General features: G+C 39.9%; 17 protein-coding genes. 14 read left to right on the forward strand and 3 right to left on the reverse strand.

What is annotated here, in order from left to right; genetic code table 11:
- The first annotated feature begins 3 nt into the window (after positions 1–3).
- The 6 genes from MUN88_RS10785 (at position 4) to MUN88_RS10810 (ending at position 7,240) form a co-directional block, all read left to right on the forward strand.
- Entirely contained in the window at positions 4–1,788 is a 1,785-nt protein-coding gene (locus MUN88_RS10785) for a glycoside hydrolase family 2 protein (protein ID WP_244714869.1), read from the forward strand.
- 132 nt (positions 1,789–1,920) lie between these two features.
- A complete protein-coding gene (locus MUN88_RS10790) occupies positions 1,921–4,074 on the forward strand; it encodes a family 43 glycosylhydrolase (RefSeq protein WP_244714871.1) in 2,154 nt (717 codons plus the stop codon).
- 145 nt (positions 4,075–4,219) lie between these two features.
- On the forward strand, positions 4,220–5,164 hold the full coding sequence (locus MUN88_RS10795) for a hypothetical protein (protein WP_244714873.1): 945 nt from the start codon (positions 4,220–4,222) through the stop codon (positions 5,162–5,164).
- Positions 5,165–5,327: 163 nt separating this feature from the next.
- Positions 5,328–5,966, forward strand: coding sequence for a nuclease-related domain-containing protein (locus MUN88_RS10800; RefSeq protein WP_244714875.1), 639 nt, complete (start codon positions 5,328–5,330; stop codon positions 5,964–5,966).
- Positions 5,967–6,253: 287 nt separating this feature from the next.
- The gene (locus MUN88_RS10805) at positions 6,254–6,421 is read left to right on the forward strand and encodes a hypothetical protein (RefSeq protein ID WP_244714877.1); all 168 of its coding nucleotides are present in this window, start codon (positions 6,254–6,256) and stop codon (positions 6,419–6,421) included.
- 228 nt (positions 6,422–6,649) lie between these two features.
- Positions 6,650–7,240 carry a thioredoxin family protein gene (locus tag MUN88_RS10810; RefSeq protein WP_244714879.1) on the forward strand — a complete coding sequence of 197 codons (591 nt, stop codon included), beginning with the start codon at positions 6,650–6,652 and terminating at the stop codon, positions 7,238–7,240.
- Positions 7,241–7,275: 35 nt separating this feature from the next.
- Here the strand turns inward: MUN88_RS10810 and MUN88_RS10815 are convergent, their stop codons facing one another.
- Complete coding sequence (locus MUN88_RS10815) at positions 7,276–8,016, reverse strand: SDR family NAD(P)-dependent oxidoreductase (RefSeq protein ID WP_244714882.1); 741 nt, start codon at positions 8,014–8,016, stop codon at positions 7,276–7,278.
- Positions 8,017–8,423: 407 nt separating this feature from the next.
- Between MUN88_RS10815 and MUN88_RS10820 the strand changes: the two genes are divergently transcribed.
- From MUN88_RS10820 to MUN88_RS10845, 6 genes are all read left to right on the forward strand, one after another.
- The gene (locus tag MUN88_RS10820) at positions 8,424–9,203 is read left to right on the forward strand and encodes an ABC transporter ATP-binding protein (RefSeq protein WP_244714884.1); all 780 of its coding nucleotides are present in this window, start codon (positions 8,424–8,426) and stop codon (positions 9,201–9,203) included.
- Positions 9,203–10,060 (forward strand): ABC transporter permease, encoded by an 858-nt coding sequence (locus MUN88_RS10825; protein WP_244714886.1) that lies wholly within the window; start codon positions 9,203–9,205, stop codon positions 10,058–10,060. Before MUN88_RS10820 ends, MUN88_RS10825 begins: the two co-directional genes overlap by 1 nt.
- Before the next feature lie 22 nt (positions 10,061–10,082).
- A complete protein-coding gene (locus MUN88_RS10830; RefSeq protein ID WP_244714888.1) occupies positions 10,083–11,132 on the forward strand; it encodes an ABC transporter substrate-binding protein in 1,050 nt (349 codons plus the stop codon).
- 50 nt (positions 11,133–11,182) lie between these two features.
- Positions 11,183–12,343, forward strand: coding sequence for an amidohydrolase family protein (locus tag MUN88_RS10835; RefSeq protein WP_244714890.1), 1,161 nt, complete (start codon positions 11,183–11,185; stop codon positions 12,341–12,343).
- Between the two features lie 134 nt (positions 12,344–12,477).
- A complete protein-coding gene (locus tag MUN88_RS10840) occupies positions 12,478–13,182 on the forward strand; it encodes a FadR/GntR family transcriptional regulator (protein ID WP_244714892.1) in 705 nt (234 codons plus the stop codon).
- A gap of 59 nt (positions 13,183–13,241) precedes the next feature.
- On the forward strand, positions 13,242–14,465 hold the full coding sequence (locus MUN88_RS10845) for an amidohydrolase family protein (RefSeq protein ID WP_244714894.1): 1,224 nt from the start codon (positions 13,242–13,244) through the stop codon (positions 14,463–14,465).
- A 113-nt stretch (positions 14,466–14,578) separates the two neighbouring features.
- On the opposite strand, the gene MUN88_RS10850 is transcribed toward MUN88_RS10845, so the two are convergent.
- Together MUN88_RS10850 and MUN88_RS21885 are read right to left on the reverse strand one after the other, a co-directional pair.
- Positions 14,579–15,808: a DUF2207 family protein gene (locus MUN88_RS10850; protein ID WP_369809879.1), complete on the reverse strand. Its 1,230-nt coding sequence runs from the start codon at positions 15,806–15,808 to the stop codon at positions 14,579–14,581.
- Positions 15,809–15,895: 87 nt separating this feature from the next.
- On the reverse strand, positions 15,896–16,276 hold the full coding sequence (locus MUN88_RS21885; protein ID WP_369809880.1) for a DUF2207 domain-containing protein: 381 nt from the start codon (positions 16,274–16,276) through the stop codon (positions 15,896–15,898).
- A 244-nt stretch (positions 16,277–16,520) separates the two neighbouring features.
- Between MUN88_RS21885 and MUN88_RS10855 the strand changes: the two genes are divergently transcribed.
- Both MUN88_RS10855 and MUN88_RS10860 read left to right on the forward strand, forming a co-directional pair.
- A complete protein-coding gene (locus MUN88_RS10855) occupies positions 16,521–17,279 on the forward strand; it encodes a PAS domain S-box protein (protein WP_244714896.1) in 759 nt (252 codons plus the stop codon).
- Positions 17,280–17,946: 667 nt separating this feature from the next.
- Positions 17,947–18,489 (forward strand): hypothetical protein, encoded by a 543-nt coding sequence (locus tag MUN88_RS10860; protein WP_244714898.1) that lies wholly within the window; start codon positions 17,947–17,949, stop codon positions 18,487–18,489.
- Positions 18,490–18,742 lie beyond the last annotated feature (253 nt).

An 18,742-nucleotide genomic window follows, 5' to 3' on the forward strand; every position in this document is an offset into this window, starting at 1 on the left:
AACATGGTGACAAAGACAAACGATAAAACAACAACCACAACAACAAATACTTACAAGCGTACGGAATACCCGCGTCCACAATTTAAAAGAGATGCCTGGATGAATTTAAATGGAACATGGAAATTCGCTTTCGATGATGACAACAAGGGTGAAAGAAATGGGTGGGCGAAGCACCCTAGCTTTGCCACTGACATTAATGTTCCTTTTACTTATGAAACAAAAGCGAGTGGTATAGGAGATGAAACCTTCCATCCGAATGTCTGGTATAACCGTACCTTTACGATTCCAGAAGAGGAAGTGGGCAAACGAATCATCTTAAGATTCCAGGCTTCCGATTATATGACGAAAGTTTGGGTGAATGGGACTTATATGGGGGATCATGTCGGTGGTAATGCAGCTTTTTCATTTGATATTACGAATGCAGTCGACTTAACCGGTAAAAATCAATTAGTGGTAAAGGCAGAAGATAGCCAAAGCTGTTACCAGCCGCGAGGCAAACAGCGCTGGAAAGAGGAGAATTTCGGCTGCTGGTATGTACAGAATACGGGGATTTGGCAAACGGTCTGGTTAGAATTCCTTCATCCAGAGCGGATAGAAAACGTTAAAATCACCCCGAATATCGATACAAACAGTGTGGCATTTGATTATAAATTGCATTCTTTTTCTGGTTGTAAGCTGGAGACGATTGTTAGCTTCGAAGGAAAACAGGTCAAGCAATTTTCCATTACACCGGATCGTGCCAATATGTCATTCGAAGTCGATTTGCTTTCGGACATAATGGAGTGGCGAGTGGCACACTGGTCACCTGAACATCCTCATTTGTATGATGTCACGTTCCGGCTAATTGCTAATGACGAGGTTGTCGATGAAGTTCACTCCTATTTTGGTATGCGCAAAGTATCGATTAAAGATGGTCAGGTGTTACTTAATAACAGACCGATTTACCAGAAGCTTTTACTCGATCAAGGTTATTGGGAAGAGACGATGCTGACACCACCTTCTGATGAAGCAATGCTGGAGGATATCGAGAAGACGTTAGCAATGGGTTTTAACGGCGTTCGAAAACACCAGAAATTAGAAGACGAACGATTCCTTTATTTGTGTGATAAAAAAGGTTTACTCGTTTGGTCTGAAATGGCAGCAACCTATGAATTCTCGGATGAGGCGATCGAGAATTTTACCAAAGAGTGGCTGGAGATTATGCAGCAGCATTATAATCACCCTTCTATTATCACGTGGGTACCTTTTAATGAATCTTGGGGAGTGCCGAATATTTTCAAAGATAAAAAACAACAAACATTTACCGAATCGATCTATTATTTATCCAAATCGATTGATGCAGAGCGTCCTGTTATTGTCAATGACGGGTGGGAGCACACGATTTCTGATATTATTGCGCTTCATGATTATGAAGAACTGGGGAACGTGTTATACGAGCGTTACAAGGATAAAGATCCGATTTTAAACAATGAAATTCCTCATAATAATCATAAATATGCGTTTGCGGATGGCTATTCGTATAAAGGTCAGCCAGTCATGATTACGGAGTATGGCGGCATTGCTTTTGACCATGAAAGTGGCTGGGGATATGGTAATCAGGTAAACACGGAAGAAGAGTTTTTGGAGCGTTATCGTAATATTACCGATGCGATTAAGGCCTTACCGTATGTCACCGGTTATGTTTATACACAGATTACCGATGTGCAGCAGGAGGTGAACGGTTTGTTGACAGAAGATCGCACGCCGAAAATTGCACTTGATAAGATTAAAGAGGTGAATGATGCGTAAGGAATGTACCTATCTAATCACGGTATATAACTGATCTGTAAACAAGGGGCCATTCAACTGAGTCCCTTTTTTTTCAGAGGATTAGCAGCTATTAATTATGACGAAAATGTAAAAGAATAAGGAGTGGCTTTGTTGAAAAAAATCTTTAGTTTAGGCTTTTTGTTTATTGTGATGTTAGTGATAGCTTGTGTGGAATCAACGGATAATTCAAGTTTACTCGCTATACAAGATCCTATTTTAATGGAGGGAAATGACAGGGCAGGGAATGAACAATTACCAACAGAACTAAAAGATCTTAAACCATTTAAGTTAGAATTAGATGGGGATTCGATTGATAGTGGCTTATACCTAAATGGAAAAATTAATATCCATTTTCAAAATCGGAAAACGTTCGATTGGCAGTCTGACATAGGTATAAAATATGTGTTTGTGAAAGGTGGCAATGCCGGAAATCTTTATCAATATAAGCAGGGGGATACAATGGATAAGTATTTAAAAGCGCCAAACAATAGAGGTGGAAAGCAACCAGAAATTGGACATATTACTTTCTATTATGAAGAAGAATCAACACAACTTTTTGAAAATCCAGTGATAGGTGATGGTGCAGATCCATGGATCATCAGGCATACAGATGGTTATTATTATTATACCAATACGACTGGGAATAACATTACCATATGGAAATCGAAAACAATCTCTGGCTTGCAAGATGCAGAAAATAAAGTTGTTTGGGAACCTGAAGCAGGTGCACCAAACAGTGCACACATCTGGGCGCCAGAAATTCACTTCATTGATGATAAATGGTATATCTACTTTGCTGCTTCTGGAGGTGACATGGAGAAACAACGGATGCATGTCCTTCAGTCAGAAACCTCGGACCCGTTTAGCGAATACTCCTATCCGGAAGGAACTACCTATGGAGAAATTACAACTCCATCGGATAAATGGGCGATTGATGGAACTATTCTGGAATGGAATGACAAGCATTATTTTGCGTGGTCTGGTTGGGAAGGTGATATCAATGTGCGTCAGAATATCTATATAGCACCAATGACAAATCCGTGGACAATAAGCGGTAAAAGAGTGGAGTTATCAAGACCAGAATTTGATTGGGAAACGATCGGAGAACCACATATTAATGAAGGACCTCAATTTTTACGAAATGACGATGGAGATCTTTTTCTCGTTTATTCTGCCAGTGGAAGTTGGACAGACGATTATAAATTAGGGATGTTAACCTTCACAGGATCAGACCCTCTTGATCCAGGCGCGTGGGAAAAGAGTACCGATCCTGTTTTTGAAAAAGATCCAGCAGTTGGCGTATACGGCCCGGGTCATAATGGATTTTTCCAATCTCCAGACGGAACGGAGGATTGGATCATTTATCATGCAGCTAAATTTCAAGGGGCTGGTTGGAACCGGAATGTCAGAATGCAAAAATTCACCTGGAATGAAGATGGTACACCGAACTTCGGTAAACCTGTCGCAACAGGATCACTCTTAGAAGCGCCATCGGGTGAACAGGCAGGAACATTAACTCCTAAAGTTCCTGTAGTTTATAGGTTTGAAGCGGAGGATGCCGATGTGCACCGTGCTAGAATTGTAGAAAATACGTCTGCATCTAATCAAGCAAAGATCGGATATATAGACTATGAGGATAGCTTTGTAAAATTTGATGTTGGCCTTCCAGGAGGAGATTATACGTTGAAGATTAGATATTCAAGTGGTAATGGAGAATCAGCTTCCCATCACGTTTTCATTAATGAAAAATCTATGGGAGAGATTAACTATAATGGTTACGGATATGATAGCTGGTATTTTGCAGAGAAAGATATTCATTTGGATGGTAAAGATAATAAAATAAAATTATCGAAAGGGGCTTCATTTGCAGAGCTCGATTTTATTGAACTAGTACCAAAAAAGCCAGCATACAAATATGAAGCAGAACATGCTGAAACAACAAAAGGACAGACGGTTAACACGTTTGATGCATCTAACAAACAAATGGTGACTGTTAATAAAGAGGATAGTGAAATGGCTTATCGTATTAAAGTTGAAAAATCAGGAACATACAATTTAGAGCTATCCTATAGAAATAGAACAGATAAAGTGAATAGACATATGGTTGTCATTAATGAGAATAACGTAAGTGAAATAACGTATCCGCCGACCAGTGAAAGTTTCGAAAGTGTTTCGATTCCGATAGAACTTGAAGCGGGAATACAAACTATTTTATTATCAAATGTACACGGTGAAATAGATGTAGATTATATCCAATTAAAATAGTACTTCTTTTGGATTTAACAACGGTAAACGTAGAGAAATAGATTGTTCTGTACAATTTTGGAACAATCCATTTTCTTGGAAGGAAGTGGTTCCGATAAACAGGGATCGGTCAATCGATTATGTTAAAGGTCTATTAGTTATAGGCATGGTATATGCACATGTGTTGCAATTTTTTAGCGATACAACTTTGTATCCTTCCACCTCTATCATTACGTCATTTTTTAATCTGATTACTTTTTCCGGTTTTGTCTTTTGCTTTGGCTATGTAGGGCAGCTTGCTTATTATCGAAAACCATTTGCCAGCGTGTATAAAAAGATGCTGATGACGGGTTTAAAAACTTTACTTGCTTTCTACCTATCGGGAATTGCCTTTCAATTATACGTAGGTGAGCAGCCATTAAATCTTGATACCATTTGGCCTATTGTTTTGTTGCAAGTAATACCGGGATGGTCTGAGTTTCTTATAGCTTTTGCGTTGATCATAGTATTTGGTGTGATCCTTTTTCATGGCTTTAGGTCGCTGTCCAAACGACCAGTATTATTATGGGCAACTGCTGCTATTCTGCTGTTGGCTACTTGGATTGATCATAGTGAGATTAAATCTGTTTATATGGGACTTTTAATTGGGACAGATCAATTTCCTACTTTTCCTGTACTACCATACATGCCGTTTTATTTGATAGGGATCTATTTTGCTAAATATAGAATTGGCTTCAGGTGGAAGTACTTATTGTTCTCAATGCTAGGAACCAGCTTGTTTGTGTATTATTTGGCTAGTCATGATTTTCAATTGCCAGACCGTTTTCCTCCAACGGTTTATTGGATTACAGGGTCGACTTTTTTTCTATATATCTATTATTTGATTTCAAAAAGCATGGACAAATGGAGTGTGAGGCTTAAGTACTTACGAATTATCGGAGAAAATACCCTGTTTTATCTATTGATCAGTAATATGTTTATATTTTCACTAGATCATGCAATGCCGTTATTGATGACAGGACCCTTGTCTGGTTTCTTTTTCGCAGTAGTAATTTTAGGAATTATCACTTTCATGGTTCGGATCGTGACAGTTTCGTCTGCCGAAAAGTGAAAATATTAATATGGTTCTGTGAGGCGTGAAATTATCTAAGTTTACCTGGGATATAATCGTTTTTTGGAAGGTCTGACTGGCGGAAAAATGGTAATTTCCTTTTTCCTGCCGGTTAGACCTTTTTTCTTATTCTTGATAATATGACATAAAGGAGGCGTGATAAATGCGCAGGAAACCGTTGGAGTTGCGAGTCTATGAATATATAAGTCGCAGAAAAAGTCTATCAGAGGCAGAATCAAATAAATACCGAAAGTTGCGAAGAGGTTATGAAGGGGAGGTGCAGTTTGAATCATATTTAACGGGATTATCCGATAAACTTATCTCGATAGGTGATATCTGGTTATCGCATAACGGCAAAGCTTTTCAAATTGATCATCTTCTATTCGGCAAGAACACCCTCTATCTGTATGAGATCAAAAACTTTCCCGGGGAATATTATTACAAAAACGACAAATTTTATGTCCGCTCTGGAAAGTTGATGGACGATCCTTTAACACAATTACAGCGATGTGAAACGTTATTTGTCCAATTGCTGGAGCAGATGCGTGTGAATGTTCCGATCCAAGCATCTGTAGTGTTTGTAAACCCTGAATGTACCTTGTTTCAAGCTCCTATCTCATCTCGAATTATATTACCTACCCAACTGAACTACTACTTCAAACAGTTTCAAGAACTGAATAAGCTCCATCCCACATTTTATAAATTGGCAGAAAAACTGAATACGGTCCGCCTGGCAGAACCGCCTTATCAACAGTTCCCCGTATGCCACTATCAAGAATTGAAAAAAAGGTATTCCCTGTAAATCGTGTCATCATTTTTGCATAAGAAAAGGTAAGTTCTGCCACTGTGCAAACTGTGGACAGCTGGAGACCATTCAATCGGCGATAATGAGGATGGTAACAGAATTTAAGACATTGTATCCCGAAAAACAAGTTACCAGAAGTAAATTGCTAGATTGGTGCGACAATATCGTCACCACAAAGCAAATAAGCTATACCTTACAAAAACATTTTAGCATCGAGGGTACAGGAAGGGGATCACATTACGTAGAATCACAAAAATAGCATGATAGACAGGAGTGGGGTTGAAATGGTTTCTTTAGAAGAAAAGGAGATGAAAGAGGTAGTAGCGAAACGAGATTTGTATCGTTTAGAAGGAAAGGGAACAAAAGAGGAGAGCAGCTCACCGAGATTTGAACCGTTTAGGAGAAAAGAGAACAAAAGTGAGGAGCAGTTCATCGAGATTTGTATCATTTAGGAGGAAAGAGAACAAAAGAGGGGAGCAACTCACCGAGATTTGTATCGTTTAGGAGAAAAGGGAACAAAAGAGGAGAGCAGTTCATCCAGATTTTGTATCGTTTAAAAAGAAAGGAGACAAAAGTATGGCGTTGCCTGGAAATTTTTGTCTCTTAAGCATTATAATTGAATTCTGATCATACATTTGATAGCGTTTGCACAAAGAGATACCAAGAGGAGGAAGATATTAATGGCTTTTACGTTAGAGCTTGGGCAAAAAGCACCGGATTTTTCATTGACGGCTACGGATGGCAAGACGTACAGTTTAGCTGATTTCGAAAATGCGAAAGTGTTAGTGGTTTTCTTTACGTGCAATCATTGTCCATTTGTGGTTGGGTCGGATGAGGTGACACGGAAAACGGCGGAGAAGTTTGCGGCGCAAGGTGTTCAGTTTGTCGGTATCAATGCGAATAGTGTGAAGACGAAGCCAAATGATTCATTCAAGGGTATGGTAGAACGCATGGAGGAAAAACAATTCCCATGGGTATATGTACGTGATGAATCCCAGGAAGTGGCGAAAAAATATGGTGCATTGCGCACGCCTCATTTTTTTGTGTTTGATGAAGATCGAAACTTGGTATACACAGGTCGTGGTCTGGATAATCCGCGTGAATCGGAAAAGGCTACTGTCAATGATCTGGAAAATGCGATAGCCGAACATTTAGCTGGTGAGAAAGTTAGTACACCTCTTACTAATCCACTAGGCTGTAATGTGAAATGGGATGGCAAGGATGAGCATTGGATGCCGGCGGAGGCATGTGACCTTGTTCCATCTAGGTAAAAGGAAATTCCCCCAACTAAGGGGGAGTTTCTTTTTTATTGCGCAGTATATCCACCATCGACCATAATCGTAGTTCCAGTTACAAAATCATTTTCTACCACAAAGGCGACAGCTGAGGCGATTTCTTCTGGACGTCCGAGTCGGCCAATTGGGTGTTTCGCCACTAATCCATCATAATAATCGCCAAGGCTTTCTTTGTTAACCATACCTGATTCCACATATCCCGGAGCGATGGCATTTACACGAATATTATCCTTCGCGTATTGCAGGGCGAGCGATTTGGTCATCAAGTTAACGGCGCCTTTTGAGGCATTATAGGCAAATGCAGTCGGCTCTCCAACACTACCGAGAATAGAAGCGGTATTGATGATCACTCCGCCACCTGTTTTCAGCATTTCCTGGACGGCATATTTTGAACCGAAGAACACTCCGTCCTGATTGATAGCGATGACTTTATGATAGTCTTCATATGACAGCTCATGCGTCATTCCCTGTACGCCGATTCCGGCATTGTTAAATATAATGTCCACTTGTCCAAATTGTTCGACTGCAGAGCGGATCATTTTCTTTACATCTTCTTCCTTCGATACATCTGCATCCACAAATATGGCTTCTGCACCGCTGTTCGCTATTTCCTGTTTGGCTGCTTCGCCAGCTTCATTGTTATAGTCGGCAACTACTACTTTGGCCCCTTTTTCCGCAAGTAGTTTGGCCGTTGCCAATCCAATTCCAGATGCTGCTCCTGTGATGACAGCTACTTTATCACTGATCTCCATCTCGTTCCCTCCTTATTATGTTATCGCTTTCACCATTAGTGTAGCTTCGTTTTCCTCAAATGATCAACGAAAGCGATTTTGACTGAACCGTTTTATATTATGTGCTCAAACAGATAAAGTATGTGGGACAACTCGGCAGTTCCTGAGCGCATTGTATACTAGCCATTTATGGAGCTTTTGTGGAAATTCGATGCTATGCTCCCGATTACTTCTTACACTGGTTGAATAAACACCTCGACAAACCACGTTAGATTATCTCACCTTAGGCAAGACTACCGTCATAACGGGGTGTTATCTTGTTAACAGGAAAAACAAACACTCTATCTGGTAAGACCAGTCATACCGGATAGATACCGCTTAAAATATCAGAATATTCAAATAACTTATAGATGAAGGAGGAGCTAGTAATGCAAGAAGCAGTGGTATTTCAACAGGTAGATAAAATTTTTCATAATGAAACAGTTGCACTGAGTAATTTTAACTTATCTGTCAATCAAGGAGAATTGGTTTGTTTCTTGGGGCCATCTGGTTGTGGTAAATCGACAGCACTCAGAATGGTAGCTGGCTTGGGAGAACCGACTAATGGTAGAGTACATGTATTTGGTTATTCTCCTAAACAACTGTTAGAAGAGACGAATGATATTGCCTTTGTCTTTCAGGATGCTAATCTTTTACCTTGGAAGAATGTTTTAGATAATGTGTTACTTCCCTTGCGATTAAGAGGTGGCAATAAGAAGGAGCAAAAGAAAGAAGCAATCCGAGTCTTGAAGATGGTTGGCTTGGGTGATTATTTGAAAGCTTATCCCCGTCAGTTATCTGGAGGTATGAAGATGAGGGTATCGATTGCTCGGGCCCTGGCGGCAAAACCGAAGCTGTTGTTAATGGATGAGCCTTTTGCAGCGCTTGATGAGATTACCAGACAAGCACTGCAGCTGGAGTTGCTTGATATTTGGCAAAAGGAGAAGATGACGATACTTTTTGTTACGCATAATGTTTATGAAGCAGTCCTGCTGTCGAACAGAATCGCAGTGATGTCCGCACGGCCGGGAAGGTTATCATCCCTAATGGACATTGATATCTCTTTTCCAAGGCCGTTAAGTATCCGAACGAATCCGAGATTTTCTGAATATGTCGATCTCGCATCAGCGAGATTAGAAGGTCGATCAGAACGTGAGGAGGTTCTTTAATGGCAATGTCATCAATGGAAGTAACCAGTAAAACCGTCAAGAAAAAAGTCCATCCCAAAAAAGGTGGCGTTGTGAAAAAGTTCAGAGCTGTATATCTTGGTCCGATTATTGCATTTATTGTGTTTATTGTAGCATGGCAGGTAATTCCGTCACTGTTAGCACTGCAGCCTTTTATTTTTCCGAAACCGACAGACGTAGTGAATGCGGTGATAGAAGATTGGCAGTTACTATGGCCAGCGATTCAAATCACAGTTGGTGAGTCTGTGCTTGGTTTTATTGTAAGTGGAGTAATAGGGATCATGGCATCTGTCTTACTGGCAAGCTCTAAAGTGTTAGAAAGGAGTATTTATCCGTATGCGATTGTTCTGCAGACGATTCCGGTAGTAGCGGTAGCACCAATTGTAGTGATCTGGTTTGGTGCTGGTTTTAATTCCATCATTGTAATATCTTTCTTAATAGGCTTTTTTCCGGTTATATCCAATACATTATTAGGTCTTAATTCCGTCGATAAAAACCTGGATGATTTGTTTACCCTTTACAATGCTTCGAAATGGCAACGGATGTGGCGATTACGAATGCCGTCTGCTCTGCCTTATATCATGGCAGGCTTGAAGATATCTTGTACGCTCTCCATTGTAGGGGCAATCGTTGGAGAATACATTGCAGGAATTGGTGGTGGAAAAGGGGGACTTGGATACTCCATTACTGTTGCAGCTGTACAAGTAAAAACACCTTATTTGTTTGCCTGCGGTATTTCGGCTGCTGTATTAGGAATTACTTTTTATCTATTAGTAAACCTGTTTTCTCACTTGCTGCTTCGATCGTGGCATGAGTCAGAGATGAAGGCAGAAAAATAAAATCAAAAGGAGAAGTGAAAAGATGAAAAATCTTGGGGGACTTTGGAAATGTAGTTTCTTGTTTGTGAGTGTAGCCGTGTTATTGGTTTTGGCGGCTTGTGGCAGTGATAAGGAAGGCAACGCGCAAACAGGCGAAGAAGTATCGGAAACAACGGTGACAAATGCAGGAGAAGAAGTAACAGAAACAGAATCTGTTAAAATCGTATTGAACTGGTTTGCACAAGCGGGACATGGTGGTATTTATACAGCAGATGGTCAAGGTTTCTTTCAAGATAACGGTTTGGAAGTAACGATTGAGCCTGGAGGACCACAAATTTCATCGGTGCAAATGGTTGCATCAGGTTCTGCACAGTTTGGCTTGGTGCATGGTGACCAATTATTAATGGCTAAAAATCAGGGCATAGACTTAGTGGCATTAGCAACCATCTATCAGAACAGTCCGCAAGCCATGATGACTCATAAAGGACATGAGATTGAAGATTTTGGTGACATTAATGGTCGAACTGCTTTTATTCAACCGGGTATTGCTTATTGGGAATATTTTAAAGGAAAATATGAATTAAGCGACGTAAACGAACTTGCTTTTACTGGAGATCATAGTAATTTTATTAATGATGAAGAATCTGTTAACCAAGTCTATGTCACAGGAGAACCTTTCTTTATGGAACAGCAAGGCATTGAAACAGAGACGAAGTTAATTTCCGAGTCAGGTTACAACCCGTATCAATATGTGTTATACGTAACAAAGGATTACCTGGCAGAAAATGAAGAGACAGTAGAAAAATTCGTATCTGCTTTTGTGGAGGGCTGGAATTACTTCCGAGAAACACCGGATGAAACTTTAGAAGCAATTCATGAAATGAATCCTGATAAATCAATGGAAGCCTTTGAATATGAAATGGAAGTTGGTAAAGACTTCATTTATGTAGACGATGCAGAGGATAAGGGGTTTGGTTATATGTCAGAGGAAAGATGGTCTGCATTAATTGATCAATTAACAGAAGCAGGGGTATTAGAAGTGGATATCGAAGCAGCGGATATCTTCACTAATGATTATCTGCCAGGTTCATAGGACAGTAAGGGAATATTCCCTTACTGTTTGATAAAGGAGGATGTTTTAGTTTGGTAAATGTAATAAAAAACGTCAAAATCGCAGGTGAATGGAAAGATTTAATCATTAAGGAAGGCATGATAAAGGAAATAAAAGCAGCATCCAACGTTGCTGATACAGATAGTTACGATGCAAGAGGTCTCCTTTATTTACCGGCATTTCAAGATATGCACTGTCATTTAGATAAGCATCTTGTGGGAGAACAATGGCGATCATTGCAACCATTTATCACGCTGCCGAAACAATTGCAGTTTGAAAAAAGCTTACTAGAAACAATGGAGAATGACGTTAATACCCGTGTACGATTGATGGCCGAGTTAATGTTACAACATGGTACGACAAAAATTCGTACTCATGTGGATATTGATCGAACGTTAGGTTTAAAACATCTTGAAGCAGTTGTCGAGCTTCGGAAGCAAATGAAAGGAATAATGGAAATCGAAATTGTTGCATTTCCTCAGCAAGGTTTATTGTTATCTGATTCGGTTGATGTGGCGAAAGATGCACTCCGTAATGGTGCAGATCTTATCGGTGGTGTTGATCCGGCTGGGCTGGAGAAACGTGTGGATGCCAGTCTGGAAACAATGTTCTCCTTAAGTAAAGAGTTTGCAAAAGGGATTGATTTGCATTTGCACGATCCTGGACATCTCGGGAAATACACGATTGACCGTGTTACAGAATTAACCAAGCAAGCGAAGCAGGAAGCAAATGTAGCTGTCAGTCATGCCTACTGTCTTGGCATGTTAAGTGACGATGAGTTACAAGATACTTATCAAGCATTGCGAGAAAACGATATTTCGATTATTTCCAGTGTACCAATTGATCGTCCGATGCCACGCTTACAATCGATGATCGATAACGAGATCTCCTTTTTAGTAGGAACAGATAATATTCAAGATGCATGGTCGCCTTTTGGAGACGGAGATATATTAAGAAGGGGATCGAGATTGGCTGAAAAAAATGGCTGGGTCACAGACGAACAGTTGATAGCTGCTTATTCCTATATTACCGGTCGTTCACTGGAACCTGTAATCGGGGAAAAAGCTGATTTTGTTTTGGTAGATGCGCAAAATATTCAACAGGCAATGGCGATTGTACCGAGAAGAGAAGCTGTTTTTGCAGGCGGAAATGTAATTGCCGAGAAAGGTGAATTACTGGATAATTGTCGTTAGAAAACGTTACGTACTGAAAGACATCTGAATGAAATCAGCGTAAGCTAAAAGCAACATAAGATGGTGTGATTTCCTTGCCTGTCTCCTATCTGGTAAGACCGGTCATACCATCAAACCAATCGGGAGGAACGACCATGATTGTAGTGAGTGAAACGGTATTAAAATTTTTGTTAGATTATATTCGTAAGAAAGAACTGGAAGTTGGAGATAAATTGCCTTCAGAGCGTGAGTTGGTGCAATTGCTGGAGGTTGGCAGATCTTCGGTCAGAGAAGCTTTGCAAACACTGGCGGAGCGCGGTATTGTGGAAAAACAGCCAGGTAAAGGAGCGTACTTAAAAACCACGATACATGATCAGGAACTGGAGGAGTTAACAACCTGGATCCCCTCACTTGACGTGAACAAATCTATGGATCTGCTAGAGTTTCGCAAAGGCGTGGAAGTGAAGATTACTTACTTGGCAGCAAAGAGAAGAAATGAGGATGACTTGAGCAGGTTGCAGCAAGCTATCGAAGATTTGTCACGTTGTATTTCGAATGGTACGTCGATTATCGTTCCCGATTTGGATTTTCATTCAGCATTAGCTTACGCTACTCATCATGATATTATTGTCCCCGTCTATCATTCGGTCGTAGACAATTTTAAGAAGGTAAGAATGGAAATGGCGATTAATGATGATGTCGAGAATGCTCTTTACTATCATCAGGAAATTTTAAAAGCCATAACAGAACATGATTCGGAAAGAGCGGGATTATTCATGCAGCGGCATTTAGAAGATGTTCAATTTAATTATCGTAACATGTTATCAGAGTTGAATAACAAAGTGTTGCAAGAACAATAGCTTTCCATCTCATCAGGTAGTTAGCGTGATAAATAGAATGGTGTGGAGGAGGATGCATAATGCTAGATCTGTTGTTTCATAATGTTACCATTCCTCACTCTTCAGAACGAATGGATGTAGGAATTAGCGATGGAATCATTACGTATTTAGCGAAAACAGAGGATGAAGTTGCACCTGCCAAAGAAGTAATAGAAGCGGATGGAAGAGTGCTTTTACCTGGCTTGGTTGAACCGCATATTCATTTAGATAAGGCCTATCTGTTAGATCAAATGGAGCAGGATGCTACTAATTTAACAGAAGCCATCCAATTTACAAGTGATCTAAAGAAATCTTTTACCAAAGAGGATATAAGACGGCGCTCAGTTAAAGTACTGGAGAAATGTGTTGGATACGGTGTAACGCATTTAAGATGTCATGTAGAAGTTGATCCGATTGTCGGTTTGAAGGGAATGGAAGTGTTATTAGAATTAAGGGAAACCTTTCGTGATCAAGTGGAGATCCAGTTAGTAGTCTTTCCTCAGGAAGGGATTTTTAAGCAGCCAGGGACTACTGACTTGATGGAGAAGGCAATGTTGCTCGGTGCAGATGTTGTTGGTGGAATACCTTACAATGATAACGATGCTGTGGAACATATTGATTTTGTGTTTGCGTTAGCAGCTAAATGTAATAAGCCAATTGATTTTCATGTTGATTTTTCAGATGATCCAACACAGCTGGCGATTCGAGATATTGTGAAGCGAACGTTAGCATACGGATATCAAGGCAAGGTATCTGTAGGTCATCTGACATCACTCGCTTCGGTTCCATATGATGAAGCCAAGCTGATTGCAGCGGATATAGCAAAAGCTGGTATCTCGGTTATGGCCTTACCGGCAACTGATTTATTTTTAAACGGCAGATCAGACCAAGAACGTGTCAGACGTGGTGTGACACCCGTCAAGTTATTATTAGAAAAAGGAGCAAATGTTAGCTTCGGTACGAATAATATACAAAATCCTTTTACTCCATTTGGTACTGGTGACCCGTTAGACATCGCTTTATTGCTCGCTCACGTAGCCCAATTAGGAACCCGGCAAGATGCTGAGCTATTACTCGACATGGCCACGGTACAAGCTGCCAAAGCGATCGGCCTAAAGGACCATGGTATCGCACTATACAACAAAGCCGATTTCATTTTATTCGACACCACCAATCCTAGACAAATTCTGTTAGAACGACCTCCACGACAAACTATCTGGAAACGAGGAGTGAAACAGAGGACAATAGTGACAGAAAGACGGTAGTTACAGTTCATGCAACAGAGAATAGTCATTGATGATTCAATTCAAGCTGAGATGTGAGAATTTGGCACACATTCAGCTTGAATTCTTTGATGAGCGCTATGCTTTGCTTACTATTAAAAAGCACCTGAACCGCCACCTCCACCACCGACTCCAGCGCCTCCACCGGCACTGCCACCACTACTGCTTGCAGTAGCCGAAACGGTGGTATCTGCTTTGTCAAATTCATAGGTCAGTGTACTAGCTATCAACACTAACATCACTATGTCATTGGTTTGCGAGTTAGTGTCAGTCAAAGCAGTTGCTGTGAAGCTCTTACTAAGGTGTTCGCTTTTCTTCTGCATTACCTTATGATCAGTACCAATCGCATAAATATAAGCTTGCATTTGTTGATCGCTCATCCAGTCATTCCACTCTCGTTCACTGATATTACTGTATTTTGAATGAAGTTGTTCCCATTGTTGTTTGATGCGTAATCCTTCCACTGTTTTAGGCTGATAGACGACCGCAAATAGTAATAAGATTAAACTGAGAACGATGGAGAAAACCATTGGCATGAAAACGGAATGCACACCAAGAATGATACTGAATGGGATAAGTAAAAGACCAACGATAGCTGTTATCCAGCGCAAGCTTTTTTGTTTGTCAATCAGCGGGTGTTGTTTTATCTCTTTTGTTACAGCTTGGACCCACTTGTGAAAATCACGGTGGTAGTCTGAGTGGTTGTGTTTATCTTGTACATAAGCATTAAGAGCCGATAAGGAGAACACACCATTATTACCCATTTTATGGAATAGCCAATTCATTAAAATGCTTTCATGCTGGTAATCTTGCTTAGAATTGACGCTGACAAATGTACGGTCACCATCTCGTTTGACATATCCTTTTCTAACAAGGTCTAGTAATGCTGCAGATAGCAATTCGCTTTTTGCAGACATATTTCTCATATAAAGTATCGTCGCAGGCAGACTCATCACTAAATTTGATAGATATAGCGATGGAGAATTGCTGCGTTCTGCTTCCCATAATCGTTTTTTCTTTCTTTGCCAAGCCGTCATGAGTAGTATGAGTAAATATATCGTAACGCCACTTACTATATAAGGCGAAATACGTCTCAAAAGCTCCTGTCTATTTTCATAGGCCGCTGCCTCTTCTGCCAATTTTGTCTGAGCCGCTTCCATCTCTTCGCGAATTGTACCTTCGATCATAGTGGAAGCAGAGAACAGTGATGCATCATAAGCCACTCGGATATCTCCATTCCTTTCACTGGGCACTTTACCCATGGCGAAATGGACAACACCGTCTGAAGCAATAGTTGATGTTGCGTAAGCTTCATCATATCCCAAGGCTAGTGCCTCTTCCGTAGATTGGGGCGGGTGGACGTAAATATCCAAGTTTTGATAAGCAGATTCATTGCTGCTGTCAAAGAATGGTCAGTAAAATTGTGCCAGATCTGTGTAAACTTCTACTCCATTCGTAATCGTGTAAGAAAGATCCACGGTAACCTCCTGATCCGACCCGCTTCGATAGATTTTATATAGATTTTTTTCCTGTTCCTCATGTAACGATGTGTTGTTCTCCAATGCTTGGAAATCTATTATTTGTGTCTTTTCTTTCGGAATAAGTGTCCGGGTGATGCCATTAAACTCATCTTCAAATTGATAGGTGTGCTGCTCGGTTACTTCCACATCACCATTTTTCTGTAAGTAAGCGTTGATTTCTGTATTTTCTATAGAATAGTCCACGGCAAAAACATGTCCTGGTAGTGCAAACATTGAAACAAGAATAGCAAGTAGTATCACTATTTTTTTCAAATCGTTCCAACTCCTCTCTATGCTTTATACGGCCGAATGGTATGAAAGGTTTCACCTGGCTTGCGGTGACAAAAGGACTTTGTGTAAAGATACAAGGCGTTTCAGCTTCTCATTATGGAGAAAAACGAGATATGGGTCAACAGAACCGGTCCCCTTTCAAAAAAGAAGGAACTAAGGTCTCTGGAATATTCTTGTCAATATGATAAAATGATAAGAATATTCTAGCTGTCAAGGAGTGATTCCATTGGTTTCTTCTGATAAGCAATTAACGATTCCGGAAAGGGAAAGAATGCATCATCATATTGTGGAGTGTTCTTTTGAAACAACGGTTATCCATTCTAATCATACCATTCTCTACATAAATGAAGCTGGCGCTGAATTTTTCGGCGGGAATAAAGAGCAATTAATTGGTGCGAATGTGGTGGAAGTATTTACGGAGGAATATAGGGATTTTATTGTGCAAAGGATTCAAAGAGGCCAAGAAGATAAACAGGTTGGCAAACTGGTAGAAACAGCAGTGTACAGAATGGATGGTAAGGTTGTAGAGGTAGAACTTTTCTGTCATCCGGTTATATATGGAGAAACAGAAGCCATGCAATCAACCATTCGTGATATCACAACAAAAAAACAGATGGAAAGAGAATTGAACAAGGTGATGATGCCTATTGTCCCCGTAAAAGAAGGCATTGTTATTCTTCCTCTTGTCGGCGAAATTGACGCTTCACGTTCTAAGTATCTTAAGGAAAATTTTTGTGCTAATTTCTCAAACGATAAAGTGAAACATCTGATCATCGATGTTTCTGGTATATATGCGATGACGAAAGAAGTCATCGAACTAATGAATAAATTTGTAAAAATGTTAGTTCTAATGGGAATAACGACGATATGCACAGGGATCCGCCCGGAAATAGCCTGGAATATCGTCAACACGAACAGCAAACAGTACATGTTAAGCATTCCAACGATGGCCACTGTTAAAGAGGCCATTGACTATTTAGAATGAACAGTGAAAAAGCTCAAGTTGCCATGCGTGCAGCTTGAGCTTTTTCATGATATCGGGTATGTCAACTAACTATGTGGTAATTTTGAAATGTTTGATAGGTATAAATGATATTTAATCTATAAATATTGTTCATCATTCCATATGCTAGCTATTACATGGTGCATCGAGAGTTTTTGGAAAGGAGCCAAAAGTGAGAAGCGGTGTACCAAGATTTGTAGGGTTTAAGCGGAAAGGAACCAAAAGTGAGAAGGAGCGCAGGTAGATTTGTTGCGGTTAACCGGAAAGGAGCCAAAAGTGAGAAAGAGTGCACCGAGATTTGTAGCGTTTAACCGGAAAGGAGCCAAAAGTGAGAAAGAGTGCACCGAGATTTGTAGCGTTTAACCGGAAAGGAGCCAAATGTATGGTGTTGCCCGGCTAGTTTTGTCTCCTTATAGAATCTGTATGATAGAGCAGGTCAACTATGCAGACTTCCGCAAGCCTAGCCCTGCAGGACAAAAGGATCGGAACAAGAATAACATGCAGTGAATCGTGTTTGACTTTGAATGTGAATGGTATGAAAAAGTTTGGTAGCGAACGAAAATGTAATCCGAATGATAAACCCGTTGAATTTGTGATACACTTCAATAAAAGGCCAGCGCATCGTAAAAGGGCTAAGGAGTGAGACAAAATGAAACTGATTCCTATCTATACAGAAAATATTAAAAATAGACGCAATCATACTATTTTCTTAGATAAAAAGAAACGAACCACATATAAAGCGTTTCACAAAGAAGAAAAAATAAATCATACATATTATTGGATTGGTTTTTTCATTGTGATTGCAATTATGAGAGGTATTGAAAGCATTCAACTCCATATTCCAACAGCAGTAAGTTTTGGCAAAATCGGAATTGGCGTTATTTTAGGAATGTGGGCAGACAGGGTATTTTACCAGAAATACATATATGAAGAAATGAAGGAGATTTATTTAACAGAGTCAATGATTGAGCAATATATTGACCAAGGCAGGAAACTTTTTCAATTTGAAATAGGAATCGTAGTTGGATGTTTTCTTGTTTTTCTAGTTTTAGCGTTGGTTTTTATTTTGGATCAATCTTTAGTAGTATTAATTTTTTCGTTGTTTTTCTTTGTGATTTTTAGTGCCTATGTTTATCGCATGCCAATGGCCAGAATGAAACTTTATCGAAAAAACAATAGGGAGCGGACATGATGAAATTAGTAACAATCAGAAGTATTCTCGTCCAAAACACCGAGGAGCCTTTTCACCTTTCGAGATGGGAAATTATATAATGTTGATACCAATATTTCGAGATACAGATATTTATAGCCTATTTTATGACCCAAAAGCAAACAGGCTTTATAAATTTCACTATAGAAAAAATCGTCTGTCATGTATCTGGGTCTATTTTTTCTCTTATTATATGGATCGAATTCTTTAAACAATGTATACCAAGAGGTTGAGA

Source organism: Gracilibacillus caseinilyticus, from assembly GCF_022919115.1.
GTDB classification, from domain to species: domain Bacteria; phylum Bacillota; class Bacilli; order Bacillales; family Amphibacillaceae; genus Gracilibacillus; species Gracilibacillus caseinilyticus.